Origin of the sequence: Streptomyces sp. NPDC046465, from assembly GCF_040646035.1 — a bacterium.
GTDB lineage: Bacteria > Actinomycetota > Actinomycetes > Streptomycetales > Streptomycetaceae > Streptomyces.
Window position 1 is genome coordinate 1 of record NZ_JBEYZK010000036.1, and the last position, 26,175, is coordinate 26,175.

Annotated in this window: 22 protein-coding genes and 1 pseudogene; 13 read left to right on the top strand and 10 right to left on the bottom strand. The window is 71.6% G+C overall.

Features of this window, described 5'->3' with window-relative positions; all coding sequences use genetic code 11:
* A pseudogene (locus ABZ953_RS36230) lies at positions 1–1,100 on the bottom strand (cbb3-type cytochrome c oxidase subunit I); the annotation flags it as partial.
* Positions 1,101–1,278: 178 nt separating this feature from the next.
* On the opposite strand from ABZ953_RS36230, the gene ABZ953_RS36235 reads away from it, so the two are divergent.
* The 4 genes from ABZ953_RS36235 (at position 1,279) to ABZ953_RS36250 (ending at position 4,627) form a co-directional block, all read left to right on the top strand.
* Positions 1,279–1,851 carry a sigma-70 family RNA polymerase sigma factor gene (locus ABZ953_RS36235; RefSeq protein WP_361733232.1) on the top strand — a complete coding sequence of 191 codons (573 nt, stop codon included), beginning with the start codon at positions 1,279–1,281 and terminating at the stop codon, positions 1,849–1,851.
* Complete coding sequence (locus tag ABZ953_RS36240; RefSeq protein ID WP_361733234.1) at positions 1,841–2,854, top strand: CU044_5270 family protein; 1,014 nt, start codon at positions 1,841–1,843, stop codon at positions 2,852–2,854. The genes ABZ953_RS36235 and ABZ953_RS36240 overlap by 11 nt, the downstream gene beginning before the upstream one ends.
* A 75-nt stretch (positions 2,855–2,929) precedes the next feature.
* A complete protein-coding gene (locus ABZ953_RS36245) occupies positions 2,930–3,469 on the top strand; it encodes a hypothetical protein (RefSeq protein ID WP_361733236.1) in 540 nt (179 codons plus the stop codon).
* 87 nt (positions 3,470–3,556) lie between these two features.
* The gene (locus ABZ953_RS36250) at positions 3,557–4,627 is read left to right on the top strand and encodes a hypothetical protein (RefSeq protein ID WP_361733237.1); all 1,071 of its coding nucleotides are present in this window, start codon (positions 3,557–3,559) and stop codon (positions 4,625–4,627) included.
* Positions 4,628–4,676: 49 nt separating this feature from the next.
* Here the strand turns inward: ABZ953_RS36250 and ABZ953_RS36255 are convergent, their stop codons facing one another.
* On the bottom strand, positions 4,677–6,962 hold the full coding sequence (locus ABZ953_RS36255) for an FUSC family protein (protein WP_361733239.1): 2,286 nt from the start codon (positions 6,960–6,962) through the stop codon (positions 4,677–4,679).
* Positions 6,963–7,159: 197 nt separating this feature from the next.
* Here ABZ953_RS36255 and ABZ953_RS36260 point away from each other — a divergent pair, with 197 nt between their 5' ends.
* Positions 7,160–7,630: a peroxiredoxin gene (locus tag ABZ953_RS36260; protein ID WP_361733241.1), complete on the top strand. Its 471-nt coding sequence runs from the start codon at positions 7,160–7,162 to the stop codon at positions 7,628–7,630.
* A 20-nt stretch (positions 7,631–7,650) separates the two neighbouring features.
* On the opposite strand, the gene ABZ953_RS36265 is transcribed toward ABZ953_RS36260, so the two are convergent.
* Complete coding sequence (locus ABZ953_RS36265; RefSeq protein WP_361733243.1) at positions 7,651–8,391, bottom strand: NAD(P)H-binding protein; 741 nt, start codon at positions 8,389–8,391, stop codon at positions 7,651–7,653.
* Between the two features lie 132 nt (positions 8,392–8,523).
* Between ABZ953_RS36265 and ABZ953_RS36270 the strand changes: the two genes are divergently transcribed.
* From ABZ953_RS36270 to ABZ953_RS36280, 3 genes are all read left to right on the top strand, one after another.
* Entirely contained in the window at positions 8,524–9,015 is a 492-nt protein-coding gene (locus tag ABZ953_RS36270) for an Rrf2 family transcriptional regulator (RefSeq protein ID WP_361733245.1), read from the top strand.
* Between the two features lie 200 nt (positions 9,016–9,215).
* On the top strand, positions 9,216–9,779 hold the full coding sequence (locus ABZ953_RS36275; RefSeq protein ID WP_361733247.1) for a PadR family transcriptional regulator: 564 nt from the start codon (positions 9,216–9,218) through the stop codon (positions 9,777–9,779).
* Between the two features lie 58 nt (positions 9,780–9,837).
* A complete protein-coding gene (locus tag ABZ953_RS36280; RefSeq protein WP_361733249.1) occupies positions 9,838–11,562 on the top strand; it encodes an acyl-CoA dehydrogenase family protein in 1,725 nt (574 codons plus the stop codon).
* 17 nt (positions 11,563–11,579) lie between these two features.
* On the opposite strand, the gene ABZ953_RS36285 is transcribed toward ABZ953_RS36280, so the two are convergent.
* The 5 genes from ABZ953_RS36285 to ABZ953_RS36305 all read right to left on the bottom strand — a co-directional run bounded on the left by ABZ953_RS36285 (position 11,580) and on the right by ABZ953_RS36305 (position 18,464).
* Positions 11,580–13,106, bottom strand: a complete 1,527-nt coding sequence (locus tag ABZ953_RS36285; protein WP_361733251.1) for an aldehyde dehydrogenase family protein — start codon at positions 13,104–13,106, stop codon at positions 11,580–11,582.
* Entirely contained in the window at positions 13,103–14,506 is a 1,404-nt protein-coding gene (locus ABZ953_RS36290; protein WP_361733252.1) for a DUF1338 family protein, read from the bottom strand. The genes ABZ953_RS36285 and ABZ953_RS36290 overlap by 4 nt, the downstream gene beginning before the upstream one ends.
* A gap of 97 nt (positions 14,507–14,603) precedes the next feature.
* Positions 14,604–15,779: an FAD-binding oxidoreductase gene (locus ABZ953_RS36295; protein ID WP_361733318.1), complete on the bottom strand. Its 1,176-nt coding sequence runs from the start codon at positions 15,777–15,779 to the stop codon at positions 14,604–14,606.
* A gap of 173 nt (positions 15,780–15,952) precedes the next feature.
* Positions 15,953–16,912: a hypothetical protein gene (locus ABZ953_RS36300; RefSeq protein WP_361733254.1), complete on the bottom strand. Its 960-nt coding sequence runs from the start codon at positions 16,910–16,912 to the stop codon at positions 15,953–15,955.
* A gap of 157 nt (positions 16,913–17,069) precedes the next feature.
* Entirely contained in the window at positions 17,070–18,464 is a 1,395-nt protein-coding gene (locus tag ABZ953_RS36305) for a helix-turn-helix domain-containing protein (protein WP_361733255.1), read from the bottom strand.
* A gap of 213 nt (positions 18,465–18,677) precedes the next feature.
* Between ABZ953_RS36305 and ABZ953_RS36310 the strand changes: the two genes are divergently transcribed.
* Entirely contained in the window at positions 18,678–20,021 is a 1,344-nt protein-coding gene (locus ABZ953_RS36310; RefSeq protein WP_361733257.1) for a M64 family metallopeptidase, read from the top strand.
* Positions 20,022–20,108: 87 nt separating this feature from the next.
* Here the strand turns inward: ABZ953_RS36310 and ABZ953_RS36315 are convergent, their stop codons facing one another.
* The gene (locus tag ABZ953_RS36315; RefSeq protein WP_361733259.1) at positions 20,109–21,161 is read right to left on the bottom strand and encodes a LacI family DNA-binding transcriptional regulator; all 1,053 of its coding nucleotides are present in this window, start codon (positions 21,159–21,161) and stop codon (positions 20,109–20,111) included.
* A 264-nt stretch (positions 21,162–21,425) separates the two neighbouring features.
* On the opposite strand from ABZ953_RS36315, the gene ABZ953_RS36320 reads away from it, so the two are divergent.
* The 3 genes from ABZ953_RS36320 to ABZ953_RS36330 all read left to right on the top strand — a co-directional run bounded on the left by ABZ953_RS36320 (position 21,426) and on the right by ABZ953_RS36330 (position 24,669).
* A complete protein-coding gene (locus ABZ953_RS36320) occupies positions 21,426–22,373 on the top strand; it encodes a nucleoside hydrolase (protein WP_361733261.1) in 948 nt (315 codons plus the stop codon).
* A complete protein-coding gene (locus ABZ953_RS36325; RefSeq protein WP_361733263.1) occupies positions 22,370–23,830 on the top strand; it encodes an MFS transporter in 1,461 nt (486 codons plus the stop codon). Before ABZ953_RS36320 ends, ABZ953_RS36325 begins: the two co-directional genes overlap by 4 nt.
* Before the next feature lie 248 nt (positions 23,831–24,078).
* Positions 24,079–24,669, top strand: a complete 591-nt coding sequence (locus ABZ953_RS36330; protein WP_361733265.1) for a lytic polysaccharide monooxygenase — start codon at positions 24,079–24,081, stop codon at positions 24,667–24,669.
* Between the two features lie 38 nt (positions 24,670–24,707).
* Here ABZ953_RS36330 and ABZ953_RS36335 read toward each other — a convergent pair whose 3' ends face one another.
* Complete coding sequence (locus ABZ953_RS36335) at positions 24,708–25,634, bottom strand: SMP-30/gluconolactonase/LRE family protein (RefSeq protein ID WP_361733267.1); 927 nt, start codon at positions 25,632–25,634, stop codon at positions 24,708–24,710.
* An 85-nt stretch (positions 25,635–25,719) separates the two neighbouring features.
* On the opposite strand from ABZ953_RS36335, the gene ABZ953_RS36340 reads away from it, so the two are divergent.
* Positions 25,720–26,163: an Lrp/AsnC family transcriptional regulator gene (locus tag ABZ953_RS36340; RefSeq protein WP_361733319.1), complete on the top strand. Its 444-nt coding sequence runs from the start codon at positions 25,720–25,722 to the stop codon at positions 26,161–26,163.
* The last annotated feature ends 12 nt before the right edge of the window (positions 26,164–26,175 follow it).

The window sequence follows — 26,175 nt, forward strand, 5'->3', positions numbered from 1 at the left end:
TCCATCGGCGGCGAGGCCAGGATGACACCCGTCAGGCCACCGAAGGTGAAGGTGATCAGGAAGCCGACCGCCCACAGCATCGGGGTCTCGAACGACAGGGACCCCTTCCACATCGTGCCGATCCAGTTGAAGAACTTCACACCTGTCGGTACGGCGATCAGGAACGTCATGAAGGAGAAGAACGGCAGCAGCACACCGCCGGTGACGTACATGTGATGCGCCCACACCGTCACGGACAGACCCGCGATCGCGATCGTCGCGCCGATCAGGCCCATGTAGCCGAACATCGGCTTGCGGGAGAAGACCGGGATGACCTCGGAAATGATGCCGAAGAACGGCAGCGCGATGATGTACACCTCTGGGTGGCCGAAGAACCAGAAGAGGTGCTGCCACAGCAAGGTGCCGCCATTGGCCGCGTCGAAGATGTGCGCACCGAATTTGCGGTCCACCTCCAGGGCGAACAGCGCGGCGGCCAGGACCGGGAAGGCGAGCAGCACGAGGACCGCGGTGAGCAGCACGTTCCACACGAAGATCGGCATGCGGAACATCGTCATGCCCGGAGCGCGCATGCAGATGATCGTGGTGATGAAGTTGACCGAGCCCAGGATCGTGCCGAAGCCGGAGAAGGCCAGACCCATGATCCACATGTCCGCGCCGATGCCCGGCGAGCGGACCGCGTCCGACAGCGGGGCGTAGGCGAACCAGCCGAAGTCGGCCGCGCCCTGCGGGGTGAGGAAGCCGCCGACCGCGATGAGCGAGCCGAACAGGTAGAGCCAGTAGGCGAACATGTTCAGACGCGGGAACGCCACGTCGGGCGCGCCGATCTGCAGCGGCATGATCCAGTTCGCGAAACCGGCGAACAGCGGCGTCGCGAACATCAGCAGCATGATCGTGCCGTGCATCGTGAACGCCTGGTTGAACTGCTCGTTCGACATGATCTGCGTACCCGGGCGGGCGAGTTCGGCGCGCATGAAGAGCGCCAGCACACCGCCGATGCAGAAGAACGCGAACGACGTGACCAGATACAGCGTGCCGATCGTCTTGTGGTCAGTGGTGGTGAACCACTTGACGACGGCATGTCCGGGGCGGCGGGGCCGGAGCGCCGAACGCACGGGCACGGAAGGGGAGTCTGAGGCGCGCGCGGGTGGCGGCACCACGGTGTTGCTGTCCATGCCCCGCCTGTGTCCGGCGGCCGCCGATCTGTGACAGGTGCGCGGAGCGACATGGATCACACCCCGCCGGTGTGACGATCGCGGCGGTGCCGGACACTTCGTAACCGTGAGCGACGACGAAACCTTCGCCGCTGCCTATCGCGAGCACTACTGGGCGGTCAGCCGCTACGTGGCACGGCGGCTCGGCGGCCCGACGAACGACACCGAGGAGGTGGTGGCCGACGTGTTCGCCGTTGCCTGGCGGCGCCGCGCCGACCTGCCACCGTCCTCCCTGCCCTGGCTGTACGGGATAGCGCGGCGCTGTCTGGCGAACGCGGTCCGCGGATACGGGCGCCGCAGGCGCCTCGTCGAGCGGCTCGGCAACGACGAGAGCCGGCACCGCAGGAACGTGGTGGCGGGCCCGGAGGCCGCGCGCCCGGGTGACTGGGTGCACGACGCCCTGAACCTGCTCTCCGCGTCCGACCAGGAGGTGCTGCGCCTGACGGCCTGGGAGGAACTGGACACCGAGGAGCTCGCGACCGCGCTCGGCTGCGGCGCCCGGGCGGCGGCGATGAGGCTGCACCGGGCCCGTCGCAGGCTCAGAACCGAGATCGACCGCATGCGGCCCGCACCGGCCGCACGGCCCGCCCCTGAAGCGACCCGCGCCACCGTTCCGGAGGACCACGGCCATGGCACATGACGACGAACTCGCCCTCCTGCGCGGCGCCGACCCCGTACCCGGCGACGACCCCCGCTTCCGTGACGGGCCGCTGCCCGCGCACGCGCAGCGGCAGTTGAATCAGCTCCTGCACAGCGTGCCCGGCGCCCGGCGGCGTCCCGCGCGCCAAGTGCGCCGCCTGGTCTGGGGCATCGAGATGGTCTCGCTCGCCGTGGCGGCGGCACTGGCACTCGTCCTCGCGGGGTCGAGCGGCGCGCCCGCCGCCGCGGCTCCCCGCCCTCTGACTCTCCGGGCCGGGTCCATGCCGGTGACGCTCGACCAGGTCGCGGACGGGGCGAGGGCAGCGGCGTGGGCCGAGGGCGCGCCGCGGCTGCGCAAGGGAACGCACGTACAGACGTGGAGCCTTGCCATGCGGTCGGGGCCCGGCGCCACCGCGCCCGTCACGCTGCCCGAGGAGCGTGTCACCAGCTGGCACGCCGACGGCAGCCACACCGAACTCGTCGTGGCCACCGACCCCCGCAGCCCCGGCGAGCCGGTCATCACCGACGGCGACGACGGGCCGCGTACCGTCCACGACGGCAAGGTCCTCAGCGACCGCACCTACCCCCCGAGCCGGGGTACCGCCCCGCCGCAGTCCCGGCCCCCGCACACGCCCGTAGCGCTCCGCGGCTACCTGGCCGAGCTCAGCCACCCGGGCGACCGCGCCCCGATCACCGGCACCGGCGAACTCCTGGACGCCGTCGCGATGTTCCTCCGCCACTGGACGCCGGGGGCCCAGGAGACCGCGGCCCTGAGCCGTGTGCTCGCCGATGCCGAGGACCTGCGGCCCGCGGGCGCGGTCACCGACCGGCTGGGCCGCGTGGGCCAGGCGTACGTCCACGAGGGCGACGGCCTGCGGCGCATGCTGATCCTGGATCCGGCGGACGGCACCGTGTTGGGCCTGGAGCACACGGTCACCAGGAGCGATCGCACCTATGGCGTGCGGGCCGGAAAGGTCATGTCGTACAGCGCCTGGATGCGTTGATGCTGCGTTGATCTTGAGCCTTGTGGGGCGTGGGGCCTTGAAGATCCCGGCACGTTGATCGTTAACATGTGTCAGATGGGCGTAAACAAGCAGGAATCGGGCGATCGGGTCGAAGTAACGGCCACCCAGGTGCCTGGCGCGCGCGTGTCCGGCGAGCAGGTGTCCGAGACGCAGGTGGCCGAGGCCAAGGCGCGGGCGGCGCGACTGCTGCTCGCGTTCCGGCACGGGAACCAGATCGCGTACGACGCCCTCGTCGCGGAGTTCGAAGCCGACGAACAGACCGCCGATCTGATCTCGGCGCTGTGCTGGATCGCCGACGAAGGCGTGCGCAAGGCGTACCTGCCCGAGGCGGGCGACCGGGTGCTGCGGCACATGGTGCGCAGGGCCGACTTCGGCGACCGGTCCGTCCGCACGGAGGACGGCGCGGGGCCGGACGCGGGGGAGCTCCTGGAGGCCGTCGCGGCCCAGAACGTGGCGGCCGTCCAGGACATCGTGCGCAGGACACCCGACACCACGTTCCTGCTCGGGAAGTTCGTCCTTGCCTTCGCGATGCTGCTGCCGGACATTCCGGCGCCGGTGCTGCGCGAGGTCATCGAGGAACTGCGCGAGGCGTGACATCGCGCCGCAGCGCTCGTTTGGCATGCGCACGCGAGACTGGTGCAGCAGTATGGGCTTCCTGGCGGGACCTATCCAGGGGGGCGTATGGAAGCGGCGGATCTCGCGGCCCGGGCGGTGGAGGTCTTCATCGCGGTAGCCGCGGGTGCGGCGAGCGGTGTGGGGCAGGGTGCGGGCACCGCGGTCGGTGAGTTGGTGCGGTCCCGTCTCGCCGGTACGGAACGAGGGCGTGCGGCGCTGGCGCGACTGGACGCCGACCAGGGGAGCCCGGTGGTACGGGCCGAGGCAGAGACGGTCCTGAGCGAGGAGATCGAGGCGGATCCCGAGCTGCGCCGTCAGCTGGCCGTGCACCTCAGCGCGCCGAGTACGTTCAACCGCGAGACAGTCATCATCAGCAGGAGCCGCGTATCCCGAAGTCCCATTTCTGTTGGGCCGCTGACGATCAACAGCACGCCCGGCGGGTGGGCCGTCCTGGCCTGCTCGGCCGTGCTGTTGCTGGCCTTGGTCGTGCTCGGCGTATACGGCGGTGTGCAGGTCCTCACCTCCGACGACTCGCCCAAGGCCCAGTCCCGCAGCGAAGGCGCCGACATCGACCAGGAGGCACGGGACGGCAAGGACGGGAAGAGGAGCGGCAGTTCGCGCGGCACGAGAACGACGAGAACACTGACGCCCGCGGAGATCGACGCGGCCCTGCCGACCAAGGAGAGCCTGCCGCCGGGCGGCTGGTCGGTCTACGACGACGACCACCACGTGCAGAGCGAGGACAGGGAAACCGGCTGCCGACCGGACGGATCATGGTTCGAGCACGACCTTCCGAAGGACCTCCCCGGGGGCGAGGGCTATCTCAACGCGTGGTTTCGCATCTACGCCTGCCCGTCACCGGCACGTGCTGCCGCCCTGTTCGACGAAGTAGCGGGCGAGAGCGGCGACGGCAAGAAGTTCGCCATGCCGCGACTCGGTGACGAGAGCGTGGCGCTCGTCCATGAGAGGAGCAAGGAGACGAAGGAGATGGGGGCACTCGGCTTGGTCCGTGTGGGGACCGTCGTCATCAGGCTGGACTACAACCCCTTCGGCTCACTGCAAGCGCACGAGGACCGCATCGGACAGCTGACCCGCTTGGCCACAGAACGCGTCCAGCGCGCTCTTGACGCACACTGATGGCCCCCGCAGGCGCCCGAGGTCCTGCTCGGGTCGTGCTTCCGTTCTCTCAGCCGAGAGCCTTCCGCGCTCCCGCCGCGCCGCTCTCCTCGGGCACCGCGAGCGGGACCCCGAGCGGCCGGGCCAGGCCGACGATGCCCTCGTCGAGCCGCTGCAGATGCCGCAGCACGCGGAACGCCACCGAGCCGGTCCGCAGCACCTCGTGGCCGCCGCTGTCCAGCATCGCGGCGATGCTCGCACCCGATTCGATGGTGCCGTCGGCCTCCTCGTCGCGCACCCGTGCGGCGATCAGATCGATGTTGTGCGTGATCCGCCGGCCCGCGAGCGCGAGGCGGGCGTCGGCCGCGACGCTCTTGCTGGACGGCACCAACTCGGCCGTCGCCGCCAGCGAACGGGCGTGATAGGCGCACGTCTCCAGGAGCGCGACGATGTAGCGGGCGGTCTGCCGCCGGGCTCGCAGCGGCGCGATCGGATGCGTCAACGGCTTCGTGGAACTGCGCAGGTCGTCGAGGGCGGTGTCCAAGTCCCGCGCCAGGTCCACCAGGTCGATCGCGGGCCCGCCGCTCAGCTGGGCCACGGCCGCCGACACGACGTCCCGCAGCCGGGCGAGGACGGTGCCGAGCTCCTCGTCGGTCCGGTGCGACGTACGCACCGGAAGCACCAGGACCGCCGCGATGATCCCGCAGGCCGCGCCGAGCGCCGTCTCCTCGATCCGCAGCACGAGGACGTCGAGGCTGTAGGTGTTGAGCAGGGTGTAGAGCAGGCCCAGCATCGCCGTGACGAAGAAGGACATCAGCGCGTACGACAGGGGCGCGGTGAAGAACATCCCGAAGACGCACAGCACGACGAGGGCGAACGCGGCCCACGTGTGGTTCCCGACGGCGCCCGCCAGCGCCACCCCGGCCACCACGCCGAGCACCGTGCCGAGCAGACGGCGATAGCCCTTGACCATGATCTCGCCCGTGGACGCGGTGTTGAGGAAGACCACCCAGCAGGTCAGGACCGCCCAGTACCACCGCTGCGTCGACAGGAACTCGCCGCCGACGATGGCCAGCGCCGAGCCCACCGCGACCTGCACGGCCGCCCTGGTGGTGGGCCGCCGCAGACCGGTGGGCTCGTCCTCGGCGGCCGCCGCGGCCTCGCCGGAGATCGAGATCTCCTCCGCCGCGAACTCCTCGCGGGAGCGCATGGCCTCCGGGCTGTCGTACTCCTCGTCCGTTGCCGTGTTCGTCGCCAGGCGCAGGCCCAGAATGGCGCGGGCCGCCTCACCGATCGCGCGGAAGCAGTCCTGGATCGCGGGCGAGCCCTGGGGCAGACCCTGCTCCTCGCGGTAGCCGAGCAGCCTGTTGCGTACGTACGGGAGCGCCGTGCCGCGGTCGTCGGGGACCAGGCGCACCACGAGCAGGTGCAGGGCCCGCAGATCCCTGCGCAGGGCGGTGCCCGCGTCCGGCGCGATCCGGCCGCGGCGCGTGAGCGGGACGGGGGCGCTCGGCAGGTGCAGGGTGAGGGTCTCGACGCGTTCGGCGCTGCGCGCGTTGAGGAGCAGGACGCCGAGGCGCTCCGCGGCGATCTCGGCGTCCGCCACCCTGCGCTGCAGCAGCGCCGCCGCGGACGCGTCGCGGGTGCCTTCCTCCAGGCGGCCCTGGATCATCAGCGCGGCCTCGTGCAGCCGGGCGGTGCTGCGCCGCAGGTCGTCGAGGACCTTCTCCGGTCCTTCCGCGGTCCCCGAGTCCGCGTCCAGGAGCGCGATCTGGTGGGCGATCAGCTGGGCGAGCCGGGCCCGGAACGCCTCGCGCAGCCGCGCCAGCGTGCGCTCCGGCGTCTCCGGCACGATCGCGAACCGTACGACCGCGCTGCACGCGAAGGCCACCGTCAGCGTCAGGAAGAGCTTGGGCAGGGCCGAGGCGGACGCGCTCACGAAGAGCGAGACGAAGTAGACCTGAAAGCCGATCAGGCCGAGCGCGGTGCCCCGGTCGCCGAACCGGCGGCAGTAGACGGCGCCGAAGATCAGGAGAATGAAGAAGACGTCCCCGGCCACCACGCGGTGGTTGAGCACGGCGCCCAGCGCGATCGCGGCGAGAGCCACCGGAAGCCCGAGCGCCAGCGTGATCGCCTGCCCCCGCACCTCCTTCTCCTGGATCGCGAACGTGGAGACCATGGCCGTCATCGCGCCCGCGACGAGATGGGTCACCGATGTGCCGAGCGGCGCGAGCACGGCGAGGGCGAGGAGGATCGCCCCGACCGTGCGCAGCCCCGCCATGAGTCGCAGAAGTCCCGGGTCGGATGCCGAATATCGGTCCCAGACGCCCTTCGCTGTCCGTCGTGCCACTGCCATGGTGATGCCGTACTCCCCGTCGCTCTCTCGGTGCCATCCCGGCGTGTGCCCCAGCATCGCACGACCGTGATTTACGAGATCAAGGCTGGTCGGGAGGGCTGTCGGCGGGGCGCAGCGACCATCGAGTAGGGTTTCGCTCCCGCCACTCGAGGAGGCATCGTGTCGCCGATGGACCGTACGTCGCAGGGGAGCCGGGCATGACGGCGCGCGTGGCGGTCGGTGACACCGTCGAGGACTTCACCCTGCCGGACGAGACCGGCACCCCGCGCCGGCTCTCCGAACTCCTCGGGGACGGCCCGGTGGTGCTGTTCTTCTACCCCGCGGCCCTCACGCCCGGCTGCACGGCCGAGGCCTGCCACTTCCGTGATCTGGCCGCCGAGTTCGCGGCCGCGGGGGCGCGGCCCGTCGGGATCAGCGGCGACGAGGTCGAGCGGCAGCGGGAGTTCACGGAGCGGCACACCCTCGGGTTCCCGCTGCTCTCGGATCCCGAGGGTGTGGTGCGCGGCCGGTTCGGCGTGGCGCGCGGCTTCTCCCTGGCGCCGACCAAGCGTGCGACCTTCGTGATCGGCCAGGACCGCGCCGTCGCCGAAGTGGTCCGCAGCGAACTGCGCATGAGCGCACACGCCGACCGCGCGCTGACCGCCGTACGCCGTCTCGCGAAGGGCTGATCCCGCGGACTGCAAGGGCTTTATCGGGCGGCGCCGAGCCACTCCTCGTAGCGGGTCGGCGCCAGACGCGCGCCGGGGCCCGCGGTCAGCACGTCGCCTTCGACGGCGGCGAACATGCCCGCCTTCTCGTCGGTGACGACGGTACGGGCGTCGCCTCGGGCCGACAGGGTGAGGCGGCCCAGCTCGTCCAGGCGGAACACGTCGGGGCCCGCCACGTCGAGCGTGCCGTTGAGGGGTGCGCCGGTGGTGACGTCGGCGAGAGCGGCGACCACGTCGGCCGTCGCGATGGGCTGGATGGGCGTGGCGGGCAGCCGGACGGTGCCGTCGTCGCCGGTCCAGGACAGCACCGCGTCCATGAACTCGAAGAACTGTGTGGCACGCACGATCGAGTACGGGGTGGGTCCCTGGCGCAGCAGCTCCTCCTGGAGCGTCTTCGCGCGGTAGTAGTCCAGCTGCGGCACCTGGTCGACGCCGACGATGGACAGAATGACCTGGTGGCGGACGCCCGCGCGCTCACCGGCGGCCAATAGGTGCCCCGTGGTGGTGCGGAAGAACTCCGGCGAGGCCTCGTCGAAGGTGGGCGAGTTCGTCACGTTGACGACCGTGTGCGCGCCGTCGAGCGCCTCGTCGAGCCCCGCACCGGTGAGCAGGTCGACGCCGGTCGACAGGGAGGCGGGGACCGCCTCGTGACCGGTCTCGCGGAGCTTGGTGACGAGCTGCGAACCGATCAGTCCGGTGCCGCCGATGACAGTGATCCTCATGATCGAGCCCTTCTGTGAGCCGAATGCCGCTCCAAGATCCGAGTGTCCCCGTGTCCCCGTCCCACAAACTCGGATATCTGATGTCCGAGATGATACTCGGATATCCTGTGTCCGAGTCAAACAGGAGCGTGTATGAAACTGTCCGGCGGCGTCGAGTGGGCGCTGCACTGCTGTGTGGTGCTGACCGCGGCGACCGATCCGGTCCCGGCCGCCCGCCTCGCCGAACTGCACGACGTCTCGCCCAGCTACCTCGCCAAACAGCTGCAGGCCCTCTCCCGGGCCGGACTCGTGAAGTCCGTCCAGGGCAAGACCGGCGGCTATGTCCTGACCAGAGCCGCCACCGAGATCACGGTCCTGGACGTGGTCCAGGCCGTCGACGGGGCGAGCCCCGCGTTCACCTGCACCGAGATCCGGCAGCGCGGCCCGTTCGGGACGCCTCCCGAGGAGTGCGTCAAGGCGTGCCCCATCGCCCGCGCGATGGGCGCCGCCGACGCCGCCTGGCGCGCCTCCCTGCAAGGTGTCTCCATCGCGGACCTCGTCGGTTCGGTGCGGCGGGACAGCGGGCCCGAAGCCCTGCCCCGCATCGGAGACTGGCTCAACTCGGCGACCACCTCCGGCGGCTGAGGCGGCGGAGGCGGCACCGGCCTGCCCGCACCACCCCCGTGCCGTCTCCTCGTCGGTACTGGCAACGACCTCGCCCACTCGCTGCCCGTCGGGCGCGGCTCGCAGGGTTCTCGGCGGGCAGGCGCTCCGTCCGGGTGAGCCGTGTCTCACCTGACCGGTGCGGCTTGTCTATGCAACTAGTTGCATAGAAGGATTCGGGCATGGCGCTTGAGCACGCGATCCTCGTCTCACTCCTGGAGAAGCCGGGCTCCGGATACGAACTGGCCCGGCGGTTCGACCGGTCCATCGGCTACTTCTGGGCGGCCACGCACCAGCAGATCTACCGCGTGCTCAAACGCATGGAGAGCGACGGCTGGATCGGCGCCCGTGAGGTGGCGCAGCAGGACCGGCCGGACAAGAAGGAGTACTCCGTCGACGCCCTCGGGCGGACGGCCCTCTCCCGTTGGCTGCAGGAGCCGATCGAGCCCGAGAGCGTCCGGCACGAGCTCGCCGTGAAGATCCGCGGCGCTGCCTTCGACGACCCGGCCACGCTGATCCGCGAGGTGGAGCGGCACCGCGAGGCGCACACCGACCGGCTCGCGCACTACCTCGCGGGGGAGCTGCGCGACTTCACCGGACCCGACGCCCCGGCCCCGGAGACCCCCGACGCCGGACGGGAGCTCCAGCACGTCGTGCTGCGCGGCGGCATCGCGTACGAACGCATGACGCTCGCCTGGCTCGACGACGTGATCGCCACCCTCCACCGGCTCGCTCCCGAACACTGAACCCACTGACCAGCCCTCCCCCCAACCCCTCCCTCCCGAGCCGGAAAGGCGACCGATCATGGCCGACCAGCTGCTGTTCAACCCGCACACCTACGACCCGACCCACTTCGACCCGGAGACCCGCAGGCTGCTGCGCGCCACCGTCGACTGGTTCGAGGCGCGCGGCAAGCGCAGGCTGATCGAGGACTACCGCTCCCACGCCTGGCTCGCGGACTTCCTCGCGTTCTCCGCCGAGGAAGGACTCTTCGCGACCTTCCTCACCCCGGCATCGGCCGCGGGGCAGGGACAGGACGACAAGCGCTGGGACACCGCCCGGATCGCCGCGCTCAACGAGATCTTCGGCTTCTACGGACTCGACTACTGGTACGCGTGGCAGGTCACGATCCTCGGGCTCGGCCCCGTCTGGCAGAGCGACAACGCCGCTGCCCGCGCCCGCGCGGCCGAACTCCTCGCCCAGGGCGAGGTGTTCGCGTTCGGCCTCTCCGAGAAGTCCCACGGCGCCGACATCTACTCCACCGACATGCTCCTCGAACCGGACGGCGACGGCGGCTTCCTGGCGACCGGCTCCAAGTACTACATCGGCAACGGCAACGCCGCCGGTCTCGTCTCCGTCTTCGGCCGCCGCACCGACATCGAAGGCCCCGACGGTTACGTCTTCTTCGCCGCCGACAGCCGCCACGAGGCGTACCACCTGGTCAAGAACGTCGTCGACTCCTCCAAGTACGTCAGCGAATTCCGCCTGGAGAACTACCCGGTCGGCCCCGACGATGTCCTGCACACCGGCCGCGCCGCCTTCGACGCCGCGCTCAACACCGTCAACGTCGGCAAGTTCAACCTCTGCACCGCCTCCATCGGCATCTGCGAGCACGCGATGTACGAGGCCGTCACCCACGCCACGGGCCGCATCCTCTACGGCCGCCCCGTCACCGCCTTCCCGCACGTGCGCCGCGAACTGACCGACGCGTACGTCCGTCTCGTCGGGATGAAGCTGTTCAGCGACCGCGCCGTCGACTACTTCCGCTCCGCGGGCCCCGACGACCGCCGCTACCTCCTCTTCAACCCCATGACGAAGATGAAGGTGACCACGGAGGGCGAGAAGGTCATCGACCTCATGTGGGACGTCATCGCGGCCAAGGGCTTCGAGAAGGACAACTACTTCGCGCAGGCGGCCGTCGAGATCCGCGGCCTGCCGAAGCTGGAGGGGACCGTCCACGTCAACCTCGCCCTGATCCTCAAGTTCATGGGCAACCACCTCCTGAAGCCCGCCGACTACGAGGCCGTGCCCACCCGCGTCGACGCCGCCGACGACGCCTTCCTCTTCGAGCAGGGTCCGGCCCGCGGCCTGGGCGCCATCCGCTTCCACGACTGGCGCACCGCCTACGACGCGTACGCCGAGGTGCCCAATGTCGCCCGCTTCCGCGAACAGGCCGACGCCCTCTGCGAGTTCGTCACCACGGCCGCTCCCGACGAGAAGCAGAGCCGCGACCTCGACCTGCTCCTCGCCGTCGGCCAGCTCTTCGCGCTCGTCGTGCACGGCGAGCTGATCCTCGAGCAGGCGCGCCTCACCGGCCTGGAGCAGGACGTCCTCGACGAGCTCTTCGCCGTCCTCGTACGGGACTTCTCCGCGCACGCCGTCGAACTGCACGGCAAGGACTCCGCCACCGAGCAGCAGCAGAGCTGGGCGCTGGGCGCGGTCCGGCGCCCGGTCGTCGACGAGGCCCGCTCCGCGCGCGTCTGGGAGCGCGTGGAGGCGCTGGCCGGTACGTACGAGATGGCGCCGTGATGTGACGGCGGACTCCCTCAGCCGAAGCTGACGTTCTGGGCGAGGGAGAGCCGACTGGAGTAGTTGACCGTGTTGGTGGCCGAGCGCATGTAGGCGCGCCATGCGTCGGAGCCCGACTCGCGGCCACCGCCGGTCTCCTTCTCCCCGCCGAACGCACCCCCGATCTCCGCGCCGGACGTCCCGATGTTCACGTTGGCGATGCCGCAGTCGGAGCCCTCCGCGGAGAGGAACCGCTCCGCCTCCTGTTGGTCGCGGGTGAAGATGCTCGACGAGAGGCCCTGCGGAACGTCGTTGTGCAGGGCGATCGCCTCGTCGAACGTGTCGTACGGCATGACGTACAGCAGCGGCGCGAAGGTCTCCTCGCGGACGATGTCGGTCTGCCGGTCGAGGCGCACCACGGCCGGTTCGACGTACGCCGCGTGCGGTGCGGACTCGGCAGGGCGCCGGGCGCCGCCCGCGAGGAGCTCGCCGCCCTCGTCGCGCACGCGGTCGAGCGCGCCGCGCATGCCGTCGAGGGCCCGCGCGGAGATGAGCGGCCCGACCAGCGTGGCATCGTCGAAGGGGTCGCCGATGGCCAGCTTCTGATACGCGGCGGTCAGCCGGTCCACGACGGTCCCGGCGATGTCGCGGTGCACGATGAGGCGCCGCAGCGTCGTGCACCGCTGCCCCGCGGTGCCGACCGCGGCGAACACGATGCCCTGCGTCGCGAGGTCCAGGTCGGCGGAGGGCGCCACTATCGCCGCGTTGTTGCCGCCGAGTTCGAGCAGGCAGCGGCCGAAGCGGGCGGCGACGCGCGGCCCGACCTCACGCCCCATGCGGGTCGACCCCGTGGCGCTGACCAGTACGACCCGGGGGTCGTCCACGAGCTGTTCCCCGACGGCCCGGCCGCCGAGCAGCAGCCGGTGCACGTCGCGGGGGGCTCCGACGCCGTCGGCGGCCCGGGCGAGCAGCCGGTCGCAGGCCAGGGAGACGAGCGGGGTGAGTTCGGACGGCTTCCACACGACGGTGTCGCCGCAGACCAGCGCGATCGCGGTGTTCCACGACCACACGGCGGCGGGGAAGTTGAACGCGGAGATGACCCCGACGACACCCAGCGGATGCCAGGTCTCCGCCAGGCGGTGTCCCGGGCGCTCCGAGGCGATGGTGCGCCCGTAGAGCTGCCGGGAAAGGCCGACGGCGAAGTCGCAGATGTCGATCATCTCCTGGACCTCGCCGAGCGACTCGGAGCGGATCTTGCCCGCCTCGATGGTGATCAGCTCTGCCACGTCGTCCTGGTGCGCGCGCAGCAACTCGCCCAGGCGGCGCACCAGTTCGCCCCGCCGCGGTGCCGGAGTGGTGCGCCAGCCGAGGAAGGCCGCGTGGGCCGCGGCGAGCGCCTCCTCGGTGCCGGACGCGTCCGTGGCGGCGAGGCCGAAGAGGACCTCGCCGGTGACGGGGGTGCGGGCCCGCAGGGCATGGCCCTCGGGGACGTCGACGCCGATGCGGCCGAGTGCGGCGCGGGCGCGGGCGCTCAGCTCGTCGGTGGAGGGCAGGACGATGCTCATGAGGCTCCCTGGGGGCGTAGGGCGCGGGGTATCTGGGCGAGGGAGCGGTCCCGTTGCCGCTCGTACAGCGTGAAGGGGTCCAGGACGTCCCGGCACATCGCTCCGGAGAGCCGGTCGGCGTCGTACGCGCTGCCTTCTCGGCCGCTGTTCCTGGATCCCGCCTCGCTGAGGTTGGACTGGAAGATGCCCGCGGCGGACCGGGGCAGGAAGTCCTCGTACACGATCGGCTCGGCGCGCAGCCAGCCACCGTCCAGGAGGCCGCCGAGGCCGGTGGGCGGGCGGCTGCCGTCCGCGGGCCGGTCCGGGACCGCGTGATAGGTGAAGAAGCCGAGCCCCGCGGCGGCAAGCCCGTGTTCGGTGGGCGGGAAGTGGCGGGTCCATACGGAGCGGGCGACGGCGGCACGGTCGGCGGCGGTTCGGTCGGCCGTGATGTGGTGGGCGGCCTGCTCGTCGACGAGTGTGAGCAGCCGGTCGTAGAGGGCGCGGCCTTCGCGGGTCAGCGCGATGCCGCGGGCCTCGACCTCGCCGAAGCGCACCCGCAGCGCGCCCCGGCTCACGCTGCCGTCCGGGGCGCGCAGGGCCCGCGGTTCGGCGAGCGCCCGGAAGGAGGTCTGGCGCAGCAGGACGTCCGGTCCCGTCCAGCGCGGCGGCCCCTGGATGGTGTCGATCATTTCGATGCCGCGCTCGGTCATGCGCCGGTAGAGCTCGTCGATGTCCAGGACGCGCGGGGTGAGGTGATTGATGTGTGTGCTGCGTACGCCGCCGATGTCCGCGGCGACGGCGGAGACCCGCTCCAGGGCCGCGTACCACTGCCCGTCGATGGGTTCGGTGGACAACTCGAAGGCTCGCACGGCCAGTTCGAGGAACCGTTCGGCGTCCGCGTCGGGCAGTTCCCGCTCCGCCTCGGCCCGGTCGGCGAGAGCGAGGAGCTCCGGGCCGAACAGCTCGCGCCCGGCCAGGAACGCGGTCAGGCGCGCCCGCAGGTCCGCGTCGAAGAAGCGGGGGTCCGACACGGTGAGCAGGGAGGTGAAGACCCGGAAGGGGCTGCGGGCCAGCTCGTCCTCGGCCACCGGGCGGAACGCGGTCGACACGATGGGAAGCGCGCTCGCGGCTGTCTCGCGCAGATCGTAGAAGCCGACGGGACGCATCCCGAGAGCACCGAAGACGCGGGCGGCCTGCCGCAGCTCCTCGGGGGTGCCGACCCGGATGGCGCCGTGCCGTTCGGCGGTGACGCGGCTGATGGTGCCCAGGCGTTCGGCGTCGGCGCCCCGCGCGCGCAAGACGTCCTCGTTGACCTCGCGGGAGACGTCCACCAGCGTCGCGTACGCGGGGACCTCCCGACCGTACATCCGCGAGAGCCTCGCGGCGAACGCGGCACGCAGTTGCCACTGCCCGAGCATCGGCACATGGTCCTTTCGGCGCGGTGAGATCCGGTGCGGTGAGATTCGGTGCGGTGAGATTCGATGGGCGAGATCCGGCGAGGGCTGACGGGCGTGCTCACACCACATGGGCCTCCGGGCGGCTCTCGGCCCCGGAGCGGAAACGCTCCGCGCTCAGCGGTGCGACGTCGACGCACGGCGCCCGGTCAAGGAACAGATCGCGGACGATCTCGCCCACCGCCGGGGCCTGCAAGAACCCGTGCCCCGAAAAGCCCGTCGCGTAAAGGAAGTTGACGGGTGTGGCGGCGCGGCCGATCAGCGCGTTGTGGTCCGGTGTGACCTCGTAGAGGCCCGCCCAGCCTCCGGACGTCTCCATCCCGGCGAGAGCGGGGGCCCGCTCCCGGACCACCTCGCGGAACAGCTCCAGCCAGTCCGGCGTCCACGTGGTGTCGAAGCCCTCGGGCTGGGCGGGGTCGGCGAGGCCGAGGAGTAGCCCGTCGTCACTGTTGTGGAAGTACGCGGAGGACGCGAAGTCGATCGTGAAGGGTATGCGCGGCGCGGCGGGCACCAGCGGCGCGGTGAAGGCGAGTTGGCGCCGCAGCGGTCGCACCGGAAGCTCGACCCCCACCATGGAGCCGATCCGGGCGGACCAGGCACCGGCGGCGCAGATGACGGCCGAGCAGGCCACCGGACCGCGGTCGGTGTGCACGACACCGACGCGGTCCCCGGTGGTGTGCACGCCGGTGACGGTGGTGTGCGTCGCGAACACGGCACCGGCCCGCGCCGCGGCACGCGCGTACCCGCGGACCACCAGCGCGGGCCGGGCGTGACCGTCGGCGGGGGAGTACGTGGCGGCCACCAGGCCGGCGGCGCTCAGGTAGGGGCAGAGCTCCTGGGCCCGGCGGGGGCCGATCATGCGGCTGGGGACGCCGAGACCGTTCTGCGTCCGCACGCTGTCCTCGAACTCCGCCGCCTGGGAGGCGCTGGTGAGCAGGAAGAGATAGCCGACCGTGTCGAGGCCGATCTCCGCGCCGGGACGGATCGGGAAGTCGCGGAAGGCGTGCAGACTGCGGTGGCCGAGTTCGATGTTGAGCGGATCGGAGAACTGCGCCCGGACGCCCCCGATGGGCTTGCCCGAGCTGCCCCCGGCCAGTTCGCCGCGCTCGACGACGAGGATGCCGCGTACCCCCGCCTCGGCGAGGTGGAACGCGATGCTCGCCCCCATCACACCGCCACCGACGATCACGACGCCGGCGGTGGCGGGGAGAGTGCGGTACGTACCGGACGACGACATCGCGGAGGACGGTGAGGAGGTCAAGTGGCCGCTCCCTTCCAGGCGTTGGCCTGGGCTGTCATGGCGTGACGGGGAACGCTGAGAGCCTGTCTTTGAACAGCTGTCCGCCCGCCATGGTGCAGCACGCCGACCGCCGACGTCCATGAGCCGTCACCGCGACGGCCGGGATCAGCTCATGCGGCCGGAGCGCGCCGGAGAGCGCCCGACGACTGCTCGACGACTGCCGCCCGGTCCTCCTCGCGCCGCCCGCCGAGCCGCCGCCACACCACGAACCCGGCCGTGGCGACAAGGAGATACACCGGCACGAGGAGCTCCACGTCCGGGGACGAAAGCTCCACGGACCAGCCCGCGCCGCGCCGGTCGCCCTCGAACACGATCCGGTTCACGGTCAGGAACGCCAGATGCGCGCCGATGCCGGTGCACAGCGGGGCCCGCCGTACGGCCGTACGGGCCGCGACGAGCATCAGGCCGAACACGGCAAGGAGGATCAGATAGTCGACGGGGTTCTGCCCGCCCGGCGCGAATCCGACGGGCCCTGCCTGCGCGCCGACGAGGGGTGCGACAGCGGCCTCCGTCACCGTCGACAGGCCGGGCACGACGAGGAAGACGGCCGTCGTGCCGAGCGCCGAAGCCGCGCCGCCGAACCGGCCGCGCAGGGACGTCCACGCATGGCCGCGCAGCGTCGTCTCCTCGGGCAGCGCCTCAAGGAGCAGCGCCACGACGCCGTTCGTCACCAGGAACCCGGCGAGTTCCGGCAGATCGGGCCATGACCAGCGCAGCAGCCCGGCGGCCGTCCCCGCGCCGAGCACGAGCACCGCGGCGCCCACCGTCACGCCCGCACCCACCAGCAGGGCCCGCAGGCTCTCGCGCGCGCCGCCGAACCCGATGGCCTTGAGCGAGCCGCCCCGGCGGCGCACCGCGAGCACGACGAGAGGCACGGCGATGACGCTGACCAGAGCGGCCGGGACGAGCCTCGCCGCGAAGCCGGTCAGTCCCGCGGCATCGGCGAGCACGGGCCCCACCGCCGTCCCCGCACCGAGCGCCACGCCCATGATGAGACCGCCGCCAAGGGCCCGCCCGAGTGCCGCGATGCGCGAGGGGGGAGGGGGAGTACGGGGATGGGGGCCGGCCATGTGTCTCTCCTCGGTACCGCTGATTCCGGTGGGGCGGGATACGCACCATCCTCTGCGCCCGCACGATCACGGCAGTCGTAGCCCGGGATGAAATGGCTCTACATCTTTATGTGCACTGCGGTACGTGCACGGTGGCGGTGGCGACGCGGCACTGGGCTCACATCGGGGGAGTGGCGGGTGCGGGCCCCAAGGTGGTCGTGCCGGGCGCTGCCCGGTGGCCGAGACCCGTGCGGTACGCGTCCATCGCGGCCTCCACGCGACCGGTGCGGCGCAACAGATCGCCCAGGAGACGGCAGAGGTCCGCCAAGTCCCCGACAGCGCTGGACCGTTCGAGCAGGGACAGCGCCGCGCAGTAGTGCTCCTCGGCGCGCTCCGTGTCGCCCCGCTCCTCGGCGATCAGCCCGAGCAGCCGGTGCGCGCCGCCCGCGTGGACCGCCCCGCGCCCGGCGCCGAGCGCCCCGGCACCGCCCTCGTCGTCGCCCGTGGTGAGCAACGGCCGCAGCAGCGCCTCCGCCTCGTCGGCCTTGCCGCGCCGCCGCAGCACGTCGGCCAGCTCGACCTCCACCTGTTCGGTGAAGAGCGCGGCCCGTTTGGCGGCGAGGATGTCGTGGGCCGTGCGCAGCTCGCTCTCGGCCCGCTCCAGGTCGCCGCCCTGGGCGTGCACATAGCCGCGCATCCAGTGGCAGTGCGCGAGCTCGGTGCGGATGTGCAGCTGGCGGTAGAGCTCCTGGGCCTTGGCGAGGGACGCGTCGGCCTCGGCGATGCGTCCCTCGGCGATGAGGGTGCGGGCCACCCCGCGGTGCATGCCCGCGACCAGCGCCGGGTCGTCGACGCGCGGGGCGAGCGCGAGCGCCAGCTCGGCGGCGTGCGCGGCCCGCGCGTGCGCGCCCATGTCCATGTAGGGGGCGATGGACGCCGTGTAGAGGAGCAGCAGGGCCTCGGGGTCGTGCAGCCCGGCGGCGTCGAGTTCGTCGAGGGTGCTCTCCAAGAGGTAGCAGGCGTAGCGCAGTTCACCGGTGAGCAGGTGGGCCGTGGCGCGGCCTCGCACGGCCGGAACGCGGCGCGGCAGCGGCTCGTCGGCGAGCAGTCGTTCCGCCGCGGCGAAACGGTCCCGCGCGGCGGTGAGTTCACCGGCCTCGAGGAGGCAGTCGCCGAGGCCCAGGAGCGCGTCGGCCTGCTCCTGCGCGAGACCGTGCTCGACGGCTTCTTCATGAAGCGTGCGGAAGAGCTCGGCGGCGTCCTCGGGCGCCCCGGTGGCCAGGGCCCGCCGGGCGTCGGTCAGCCGCAGGCGCAGTCCGGCGGCCAGCCGGGCCGGGCGGCCCGTGGCCAGCTCTTCATGGCTGACGCCGAGGCGCTCGGCGAGGTGCCGCAGCGCGGCCTCGGAGGGCCGCACCTTCCCCGACTCCAGCGTGGAGACGTACGCGGGTGTGTAGGCCGGTTCCGCCAACTGTTTCTGTGTCAGGCCGCGTTCACCGCGCAGCCGCAGGACGCGCCGCCCGATCGCGGCCGGGTCGTCGGGACGTGCGCCCTCCCGTGGAACGTTCTGCGCCACCGCTGCCTCTCCGTACGTCACCTCACGTCACGTGGCCTGACGTTACGTCACGTCACATCACGCCACCGCCGAACGACGGGCGGCGAGAACTCGTCTACCCAACAGTCGACTTGTCGCACACCCATTGCCTGGCGCCCCGACAGCCCCTACGTTGATCCGCGCCTTAACTCTGCTTAACCCGCCATTTATATCGCGGACTTCGGAAGGACGCCCATGCCCCCCACGCACCGAATATCCGGCACGCCCGGCCGTGCCAGACGCACGCCGCTGCGCATCGCCCTCTCCGCCGGCATCGCCCTCACGGCGGCAGCCGTGGCCACAGGACCCGCGGGCACGGCCACCGCGGCCGACCCGGAACCGGCCGCCGCCAAGGCCCAGCACGTCGAGTACTTCACCGGCCCCGGCGCCCACCCCCGGCACACCGAAGTGCCCGCCTCCGCGGCGCTCTCCCCGAGCGAGCGCGCGAAGATCAAGGGCGACGGCGACGTCGTCCCGATCGTGCGGGCCGGCCCCACCAACACCAAGCTCGACGTCGTCTTCATCGGCGACGGCTACACCGCCTCCCAGCAGGCGGACTTCCACGCCGACGTGCGCGCCAAGTGGGCGAAGATCTCCGCCGTCGAGCCGTACGCCTCGTACAAGAGCCTCTTCAACGTCTGGGCCGTCGACGCGGTCTCCCGGCAGTCCGGCGTCTCCGGCGACCCGACGAACGGCACCGTCAAGGACACCGCGCTCGGCTCCGCCTTCTTCTGCGACGGCATCGAGCGCCTGCTGTGCGTCGACACGAACAAGGTCGAGTCGTACGCGAAGAAGGCCGCGGACCCCGACCTGGTCATCGTCCTCGCCAACTCCACGAAGTACGGCGGCGCGGGCTACAACGACATCACCTCGCCGTCCGGCTACGACGGCATCGCCACCGCGTCCTCCGACAACGCCCAGTCCGACCAGGTCGCCGTCCACGAGACCGGCCACTCCCTTGGCAAGCTGGCCGACGAGTACTGGTACGACGAGTACGGCACCTACACGGGCGCCGAGCCCTGGGAAGCCAACATCAGCAAGCTGACGGCCGCCCAGCTCACCGCGCAGAAGAAGAAGTGGTACCGGTGGATCGGCCAAACCTCGCCGGACGGCGGCACCGTCGGCGCCTACGAGGGCGGCGGCTACTATCCGCGCGGCCTCTACCGCCCGACCGCGGACTCGATCATGCGCACGCTCGGCCGCGCCTTCAACCTTCCCGGCCGCGAGGCCATGATCGCGGGCTTCCACCGGCACGCGTCCGTCGTCACCGCCGAGACGCCCACCGACCGTGCGGTCCGGCGTGACGCCAAGGTCCGGGTGCGGGTGGCGGACGGCATCAGGCTGCGCTGGAGCGTCGACGGCCGCGAGACCAAGGCGGCCAGGGGTGACACCGCGGTGGTGCCCCGCTCCCTCGGGGTCCCGGGCGACGGACGTACGCACACGGTGACGGTCCGCGCCACGGACCCGACCGACGCGGTCCGCGACCCGCGGCTGCGCACGCTGCTGACCGACACGCTCACGTGGCAGGTCCGCCGCTGACCGGCCGGAACGCGGGCCGTCCGTGACGGGCGGCCCGTGAGGCGGAGGCGCTCCCACGACGGGGCGCCTCCAGGCGCACCAGGCAGCTCAGGGAGCGGGAACGCGCTGGCGGCCCACGCCCCCGCGCTCGGCCGCCCCGTCACTCGCCACGCTCGACTCCCGCACGACGAGCTCGGGTGCGAGCCGTATCGCCCGCCGCGGCCCGTCCTCGCCGGGTGAGAGGCGCCGGGCGAGGAGCCGTGCCGCCTCGGCGGCAAGGTCGCTCACCGGCTGGCGGACCGTGGTGACGCCCGGTGCGGAGAGCGCCGCCATCGGGATGTCGTCGAAACCGGTGACGGCGACCTCGCCGGGCACGTCGGCGCCGAGCTGCTGCAGGCGCTGCAGAGCCCCGATGGCGATCAGGTCATTGGCGCAGACGAGCGCGTCGGGCCGGGCGGGCCACACCTCGTCGACGGCGGCCCTGCCCCACTCCACGGAGAAGTCGCCGAGGGCCACCCGGCCCGGCGCCCCGGGATCGAGCGCACCGGCCCCGGCCTCGTACGCGGCCCGCCGCTCGGCGGCGGCGGACGCCGTCCCCGTCGCGCCCAGGAAACAGACGCGGCGGCGGCCCGTGGCGGCCAGGTGGTCGAGGACGAGGGCCATGCCCGCGGTGTTGTCGACCGCCACGGAGTCCGCGACGGCGGGCCCGCAGCCCCGGTCCATCAGGACGAGCGGCACCCGGGCGGCCGCCGCGCGCACCGCTTCCCTGCTGCGCTCCTCGTGCGCCGGGATCACCAGGAGCGCGTCGACCTGCCGGCTCAGCAGGTCGGCGATGTACTCCGCCTCGGCCGCCGGGTCGTCGTCGCAGTCGGCAAGGAGCACGGCCCGCCCCTCGGCGTGCAGGGCATGGGTCAACTCCCGCACAAGGGTGGGGTAGAAGGGGTTCGTGATCTGCGGCAGGACGAGCCCGACCGTGCCGGTGGAGCGGCTGCGCAGGGCCCGGGCCGCGTGGTTGGGCCGGTAGCCGAGCGCGTCGGCGGCCTCGCGGACCCGGCGGGCGGTCTCGGCGCCGACGGGGCGCGTGCCGGCCAGGACCCGGGAGACCGTGGCGATGGAGCAGCCGGAGGCCCGAGCCACATCTCTCAGCGTTACGTCGGCCACGCCGCGCCCACCCTTCGCTGTGTTTCGGCAAACGTTATCAGCGGGCTACTGCAGTCACCAGACCCGATTTTCCGGGCGTATTCTCCCTGTTGGACCATTTCTGTACGCACCGACGCGCCCCGAACCGTGTCCGTTCCGGGCGAGTTTGCCGGGGTGTGTCGTTGACCATTGACATAATTCGCGCCGGTGCACACAGTCTTGGGAGAACGTTTTCCCGAGCCGTCGCCGTGCAGCGTCAGCTCAGCCGAACAAAGAGGTTCCGCGATGCCCCGAAAGATCATCCTGGACTGCGACCCCGGACATGACGACGCGATCGCCATGCTCCTGGCGCACGGAAACCCGGATGTCGACCTGGTAGCCGTCACCACCGTGGTGGGCAACCAGACGCTGGAGAAGGTCACCCGCAACGCCCTTTCGGTGGCCCGCATCGCGAACATCACCGGCGTCCCCTTCGCCGCGGGCTGCCCCCGTCCCCTCGTACGCGACGTCGAGACCGCCCCGGACATCCACGGCGAGAGCGGCATCGACGGTCCCGTCATGCCCGAGCCGACCCTGACCCTGGACGAGCGGCACGCCGTCGACCTCATCATCGACACGGTCATGGCCCACGAGCCCGGCGAGATCACCATCGTCCCGACCGCGGGCCTGACCAACATCGCCCTTGCCGCCCGCAAGGAGCCGCGCATCGTCGAGCGCGTCCGTGAGGTCGTCCTCATGGGCGGCGGCTACCACACGGGCAACTGGAGCCCCGTCGCCGAGTTCAACATCAAGATCGACCCCGAGGCCGCGCACATCGTCTTCAACGAGAGCTGGCCCGTCACCATGGTCGGCCTCGACCTGACGCACCAGGCCCTCGCCACCCCCGAGGTCATCGAGCGCATCGGCAAGGTCGGCACCGCCCCGGCCCTCTTCGTGAACGAGCTCCTCGACTTCTTCGGCGCCATGTACCTGGAGGCCCAGGGCTTCGACGCGCCGCCGGTCCACGACCCGTGCGCCGTCGCCTACGTCATCGACCCCGACGTCATGACGGTCCGCAAGGCCCCCGTGGACATCGAGCTCACCGGCACGCTCACGCTCGGCATGACCGTGACGGACTTCCGCGCACCCGCCCCCGACGACTGCCACACTCAGGTCGCCGTCGACCTGGACCACCAGCGTTTCTGGGACCTGATCGTGGACGCGCTCGAGCGGATCGGCGACGTGCGCGCATGAACGCCTCCCTCACCGAACCGGCCGCCGCTCCCGGCGGCGCCCGTGGCTCCCGCCCGGTGCGCGTCGCGGTCCTGGTCGCCGCGCTCCTCGCGGCCTGCTTCGCCTTCCAGCTCAACGCGAGCATGCTCAGCCCCGCCCTGAAGAACATCGAGGACTCCCTCGGGGCGACCTCGGCCGAGGTCGGCCTGACCCAGACCGCGTTCTTCACCTCGGCCGCGCTCTTCTCGCTCTTCCTGCCGCGCCTCGGCGACCTCGTCGGGCGCCGCAAGGTGCTCGCCGGAATGCTGGCGCTCATGGTCGTCGGCTGTGTCGTCGCCGCGCTCGCCGAGAGCGTGCCGATGCTCTTCGCGGGCCGCGTCATCCAGGGCATCTCCGGGCCCACCGTGCCGCTCTGCCTCATCATGCTGCGCAACGAAGTCCACGAGCCGAAGAAGTACGGCACCCTCCTCGGCGTCATCACCGCCGTCAACGGCGGCATCGCGGGCCTCGACTCCCTCGCGGGCGGCTACCTCGCCGACCACCACGGCTTCCAGTCGGTGTTCTGGGCCATGGCCGGCGTGGCGACGATCGCCGCGCTCCTGGTCGCCACGCTCACCCCCGAGTCGAAGGCCGCCCCCTCCGCGGACAGTGCGGACACCCGCATGGACTGGCCCGGCGTGACCCTCCTGGTCATCTCGGTCGGCGCGGCCCTGATCGCCCTGAACGAGGCGGGCAAGCTGGGCGCCGCGAACTGGCTGCTCGTCGTCGGCCTGTTCGTCGTGACGGCCGTCGCCTTCGCCCTGTTCTGGCGCACCGAGGACCGCAGCAGCCACCCCCTGGTCGCCACCCGCCATCTGCGCCAGCGCTCCACCTGGGCGCTGCTGCTGACCACGGTCCTCACCATGACCGGCGTGTTCGCCGTGATGAACGGCATGATCCCCGCCTTCGCCCAGGACGCCCAGGCAGGCTTCGGCATGGGCGCCGAGCAGTCCGCCTGGTGGACCCTGACGCCGTACGCCCTCGCGGGCCTGGCCATGGGCCCGCTCGCCGGGCGCCTCGCCGCCACGTACGGCTATGGACGCATCCTGCGCCTCGGCCTCATCGGGTCGGCCGTGACGGTCGCCCTGATGCTGTTCACGCTGCACGCCGACTCGCGGCTGCTGCTCCTGCTCGCGTCGGTCCTCATCGGCGTGACCTATGCGGGCGTGGGCAACATCGTCCTCAACGGCCTCGGCATCGTGCTCTCCCCGAAGGAGAACCCCGGCTTCCTGCCGGGCCTGAACGCGGGCGCCTTCAACCTCGGCGCGGGCCTCAGCTTCGCCGTCCTCTACGCCGTGCAGACCGCCGCGGAACCGGCCGACAAGACGTCGCCCGCCGGTTACACGGCGGGCATGATCGCCGGAGTCGTCCTCATCGCGGCGGCCTTCGCGACGTCCTTCCTCATCCCCAAGCCGGTGGAGGCGGAAGCCGCGGAGTGAGCGGTGCGGGCGGCACCGGCGGATGGAGTCCCACCGCCCATCGGCGGCGGCCGGGGCTCCATCCGCCGGGCGTCCATTGGTATGGACATGCCCAACTCGTCGGACTACTCTCGAACTTGGTCTAGACCGCGTCGGACGTGTGCCCTCCGGTTGTTCCCGCACTGCCGCCCCGCTCTCGCGGCTCGACCGGCAGCGCTCCAGAGGTGTGCGTCCGGCCCCACCGCATCCTCGGACCACGGGAGCACATCATGCGCAGGAAGCTCACCTCGTTACTCCTGGGCCTCGGCCTCGCCGGCTCGGCCATGCTGGCCACCAGCGGCAGCGCCCAGGCCCACGGCTACACCGACTCGCCCGTCAGCCGCCAGCAGCTGTGCGGCAACGGCACCGTCCGCAACTGCGGGCAGATCCAGTGGGAGCCGCCGAGCGTGGAGGGGCCCAAGGGATTCCCCGCACGCGGGCCCGGCGACGGCCACATCTGCTCGGGCGGCATCGGACGCTTCTCCGAACTGGACGACCCGCGCGGTGGAAAGTGGCCGACCACCAAGCTGACCGCGGGCCAGAACCACACCTTCGTCTGGCGCATCACCGCTCGCCACGCCACGACGGACTTCCGCTACTACATCACCAAGGACGGCTGGGACCCGACCAAGCCGCTGACCAGGGCCGACCTGGACCCGCAGCCCTTCCTCGCGGTGCCCTTCGGCGGCCGCCAGCCCGGCTCCACGGTCACCCATGACGGCCTCCTGCCCCGGAAGACCGGCCAGCACGTCATCCTCGGCGTATGGACCATCGCGGACACCGGCAACGCCTTCTACGCCTGCTCCGACGTCCGCTTCTGACGCGCCGCGTCCCCGGGGGCGCGCCGCCGGGCCAGGACTCAGCGGAGCACACGCGGCAGCCCGGTGACGGCCATGACCAGTGAGTACAGCGAGCTGGTCGCGGTGATGAACAGGCGGTTGTTCTTCGGGCCGCCGAACGCGATGTTCGACACCGGCTCCGGGACCCGGAGCCGCCCGATGAGGGTGCCGTCGGGGTCGTAGCAGTGCACCCCTCCCTCGATGGCGGCGGCCCACAACCGGCCGCCGTCGTCGAAGCGGATGTTGTCGAACCGGCTGACGCCGTCCGTCGCCTCGGCGAAGACCTTGCCGTCGGACAGCGTGCCGTCCTCGCGCACGTCGAAGACCCGGATGCACCCGCCCCGCGTGTCGGACACGTACAACTGCCGCTCGTCGGGCGAGAAGACGAGCCCGTTCGGCGCTCCGAAGCCGTCCGCGGCAAGCCGGACCTCGCCTGTCGCAGGGTCGATCCGGTACACGTTGCGGCCGTCGATCTCCGGCTCGGCGCGGAAGCCCTCGTAGTCGCTGGTGATGCCGAAGTCCGGGTCCGAGAACCAGACCGACCCGTCGGAGCGGACCACCGCGTCGTTGGGGCTGTTCAGCCGCTTGCCCTCGTACCGCTCCGCGAGCACGGTGATCCGCCCGTCGGGCTCGGTGCGGGTGACCCGGCGATTGCCCTGCTCGCAGCTGATCAGCCGGCCCTCGCGGTCGAGGGTGTTGCCGTTGATGTGCCCGGCGGGCGACCGGAAGACGGCGACCCCGCCGGTCGTCTCGTCCCAGCGCAGCAGCCGGTCGTTGGGGATGTCGCTCCAGACGAGCTGACACCAGGCGGGCAGGTAGAGCGGCCCTTCGGCCCACCGGCAGCCCCCGTACAGCCGCTCAAGCCGGTCGTCCCCGTTCGCGCACCGTCCGGTACGGAACCGCTCGTCCAGGATTTCGTACGGAGAGGTGCTGTCAATGCCAGACATGGTTTCCCCTTGGCGACTTAAGAGTGAATGACATTCTGTCGATCATGACTATGTCAGAACGTTGTATGGTTGCGCCATGGTGACCGTGGATGACATCGACCGACGGCTGATCGCCCTCCTCCAGGAGGACGCGACCATCTCGTACGCCGCACTCGGCAAGGGGGCCGGTCTCTCCGCGGGCGCCGCCCACGAGCGGGTGCGCAAGCTGCGCGAGCGCGGAGTCATCCGGCGCACGACCGTCGAAGTGGACCCCGCGACGCTCGACCGCGGGGTGCTGGCCTTCGTGATGGTCGACTCGACGGCCTGGATGGGGGAGTCCGCGGCCGCGTTCGAGGCGATACCCGAGATCCAGGAGGCGCACGTCATCGCCGGCAGCGCGTCGGTCCTGGTCAAGGTCCGCACGGCGACGACCGGGCAACTGCAGGACGTGCTGCGCCGGTTGTACGCGATCGAGGGGGTCAGCGGCACGCAGGCGACCGTCTCCCTGGAGACGTTCTTCGAGCGCCCGGTGTCACCTCTTCCCCACTGACCCCATGGCCCC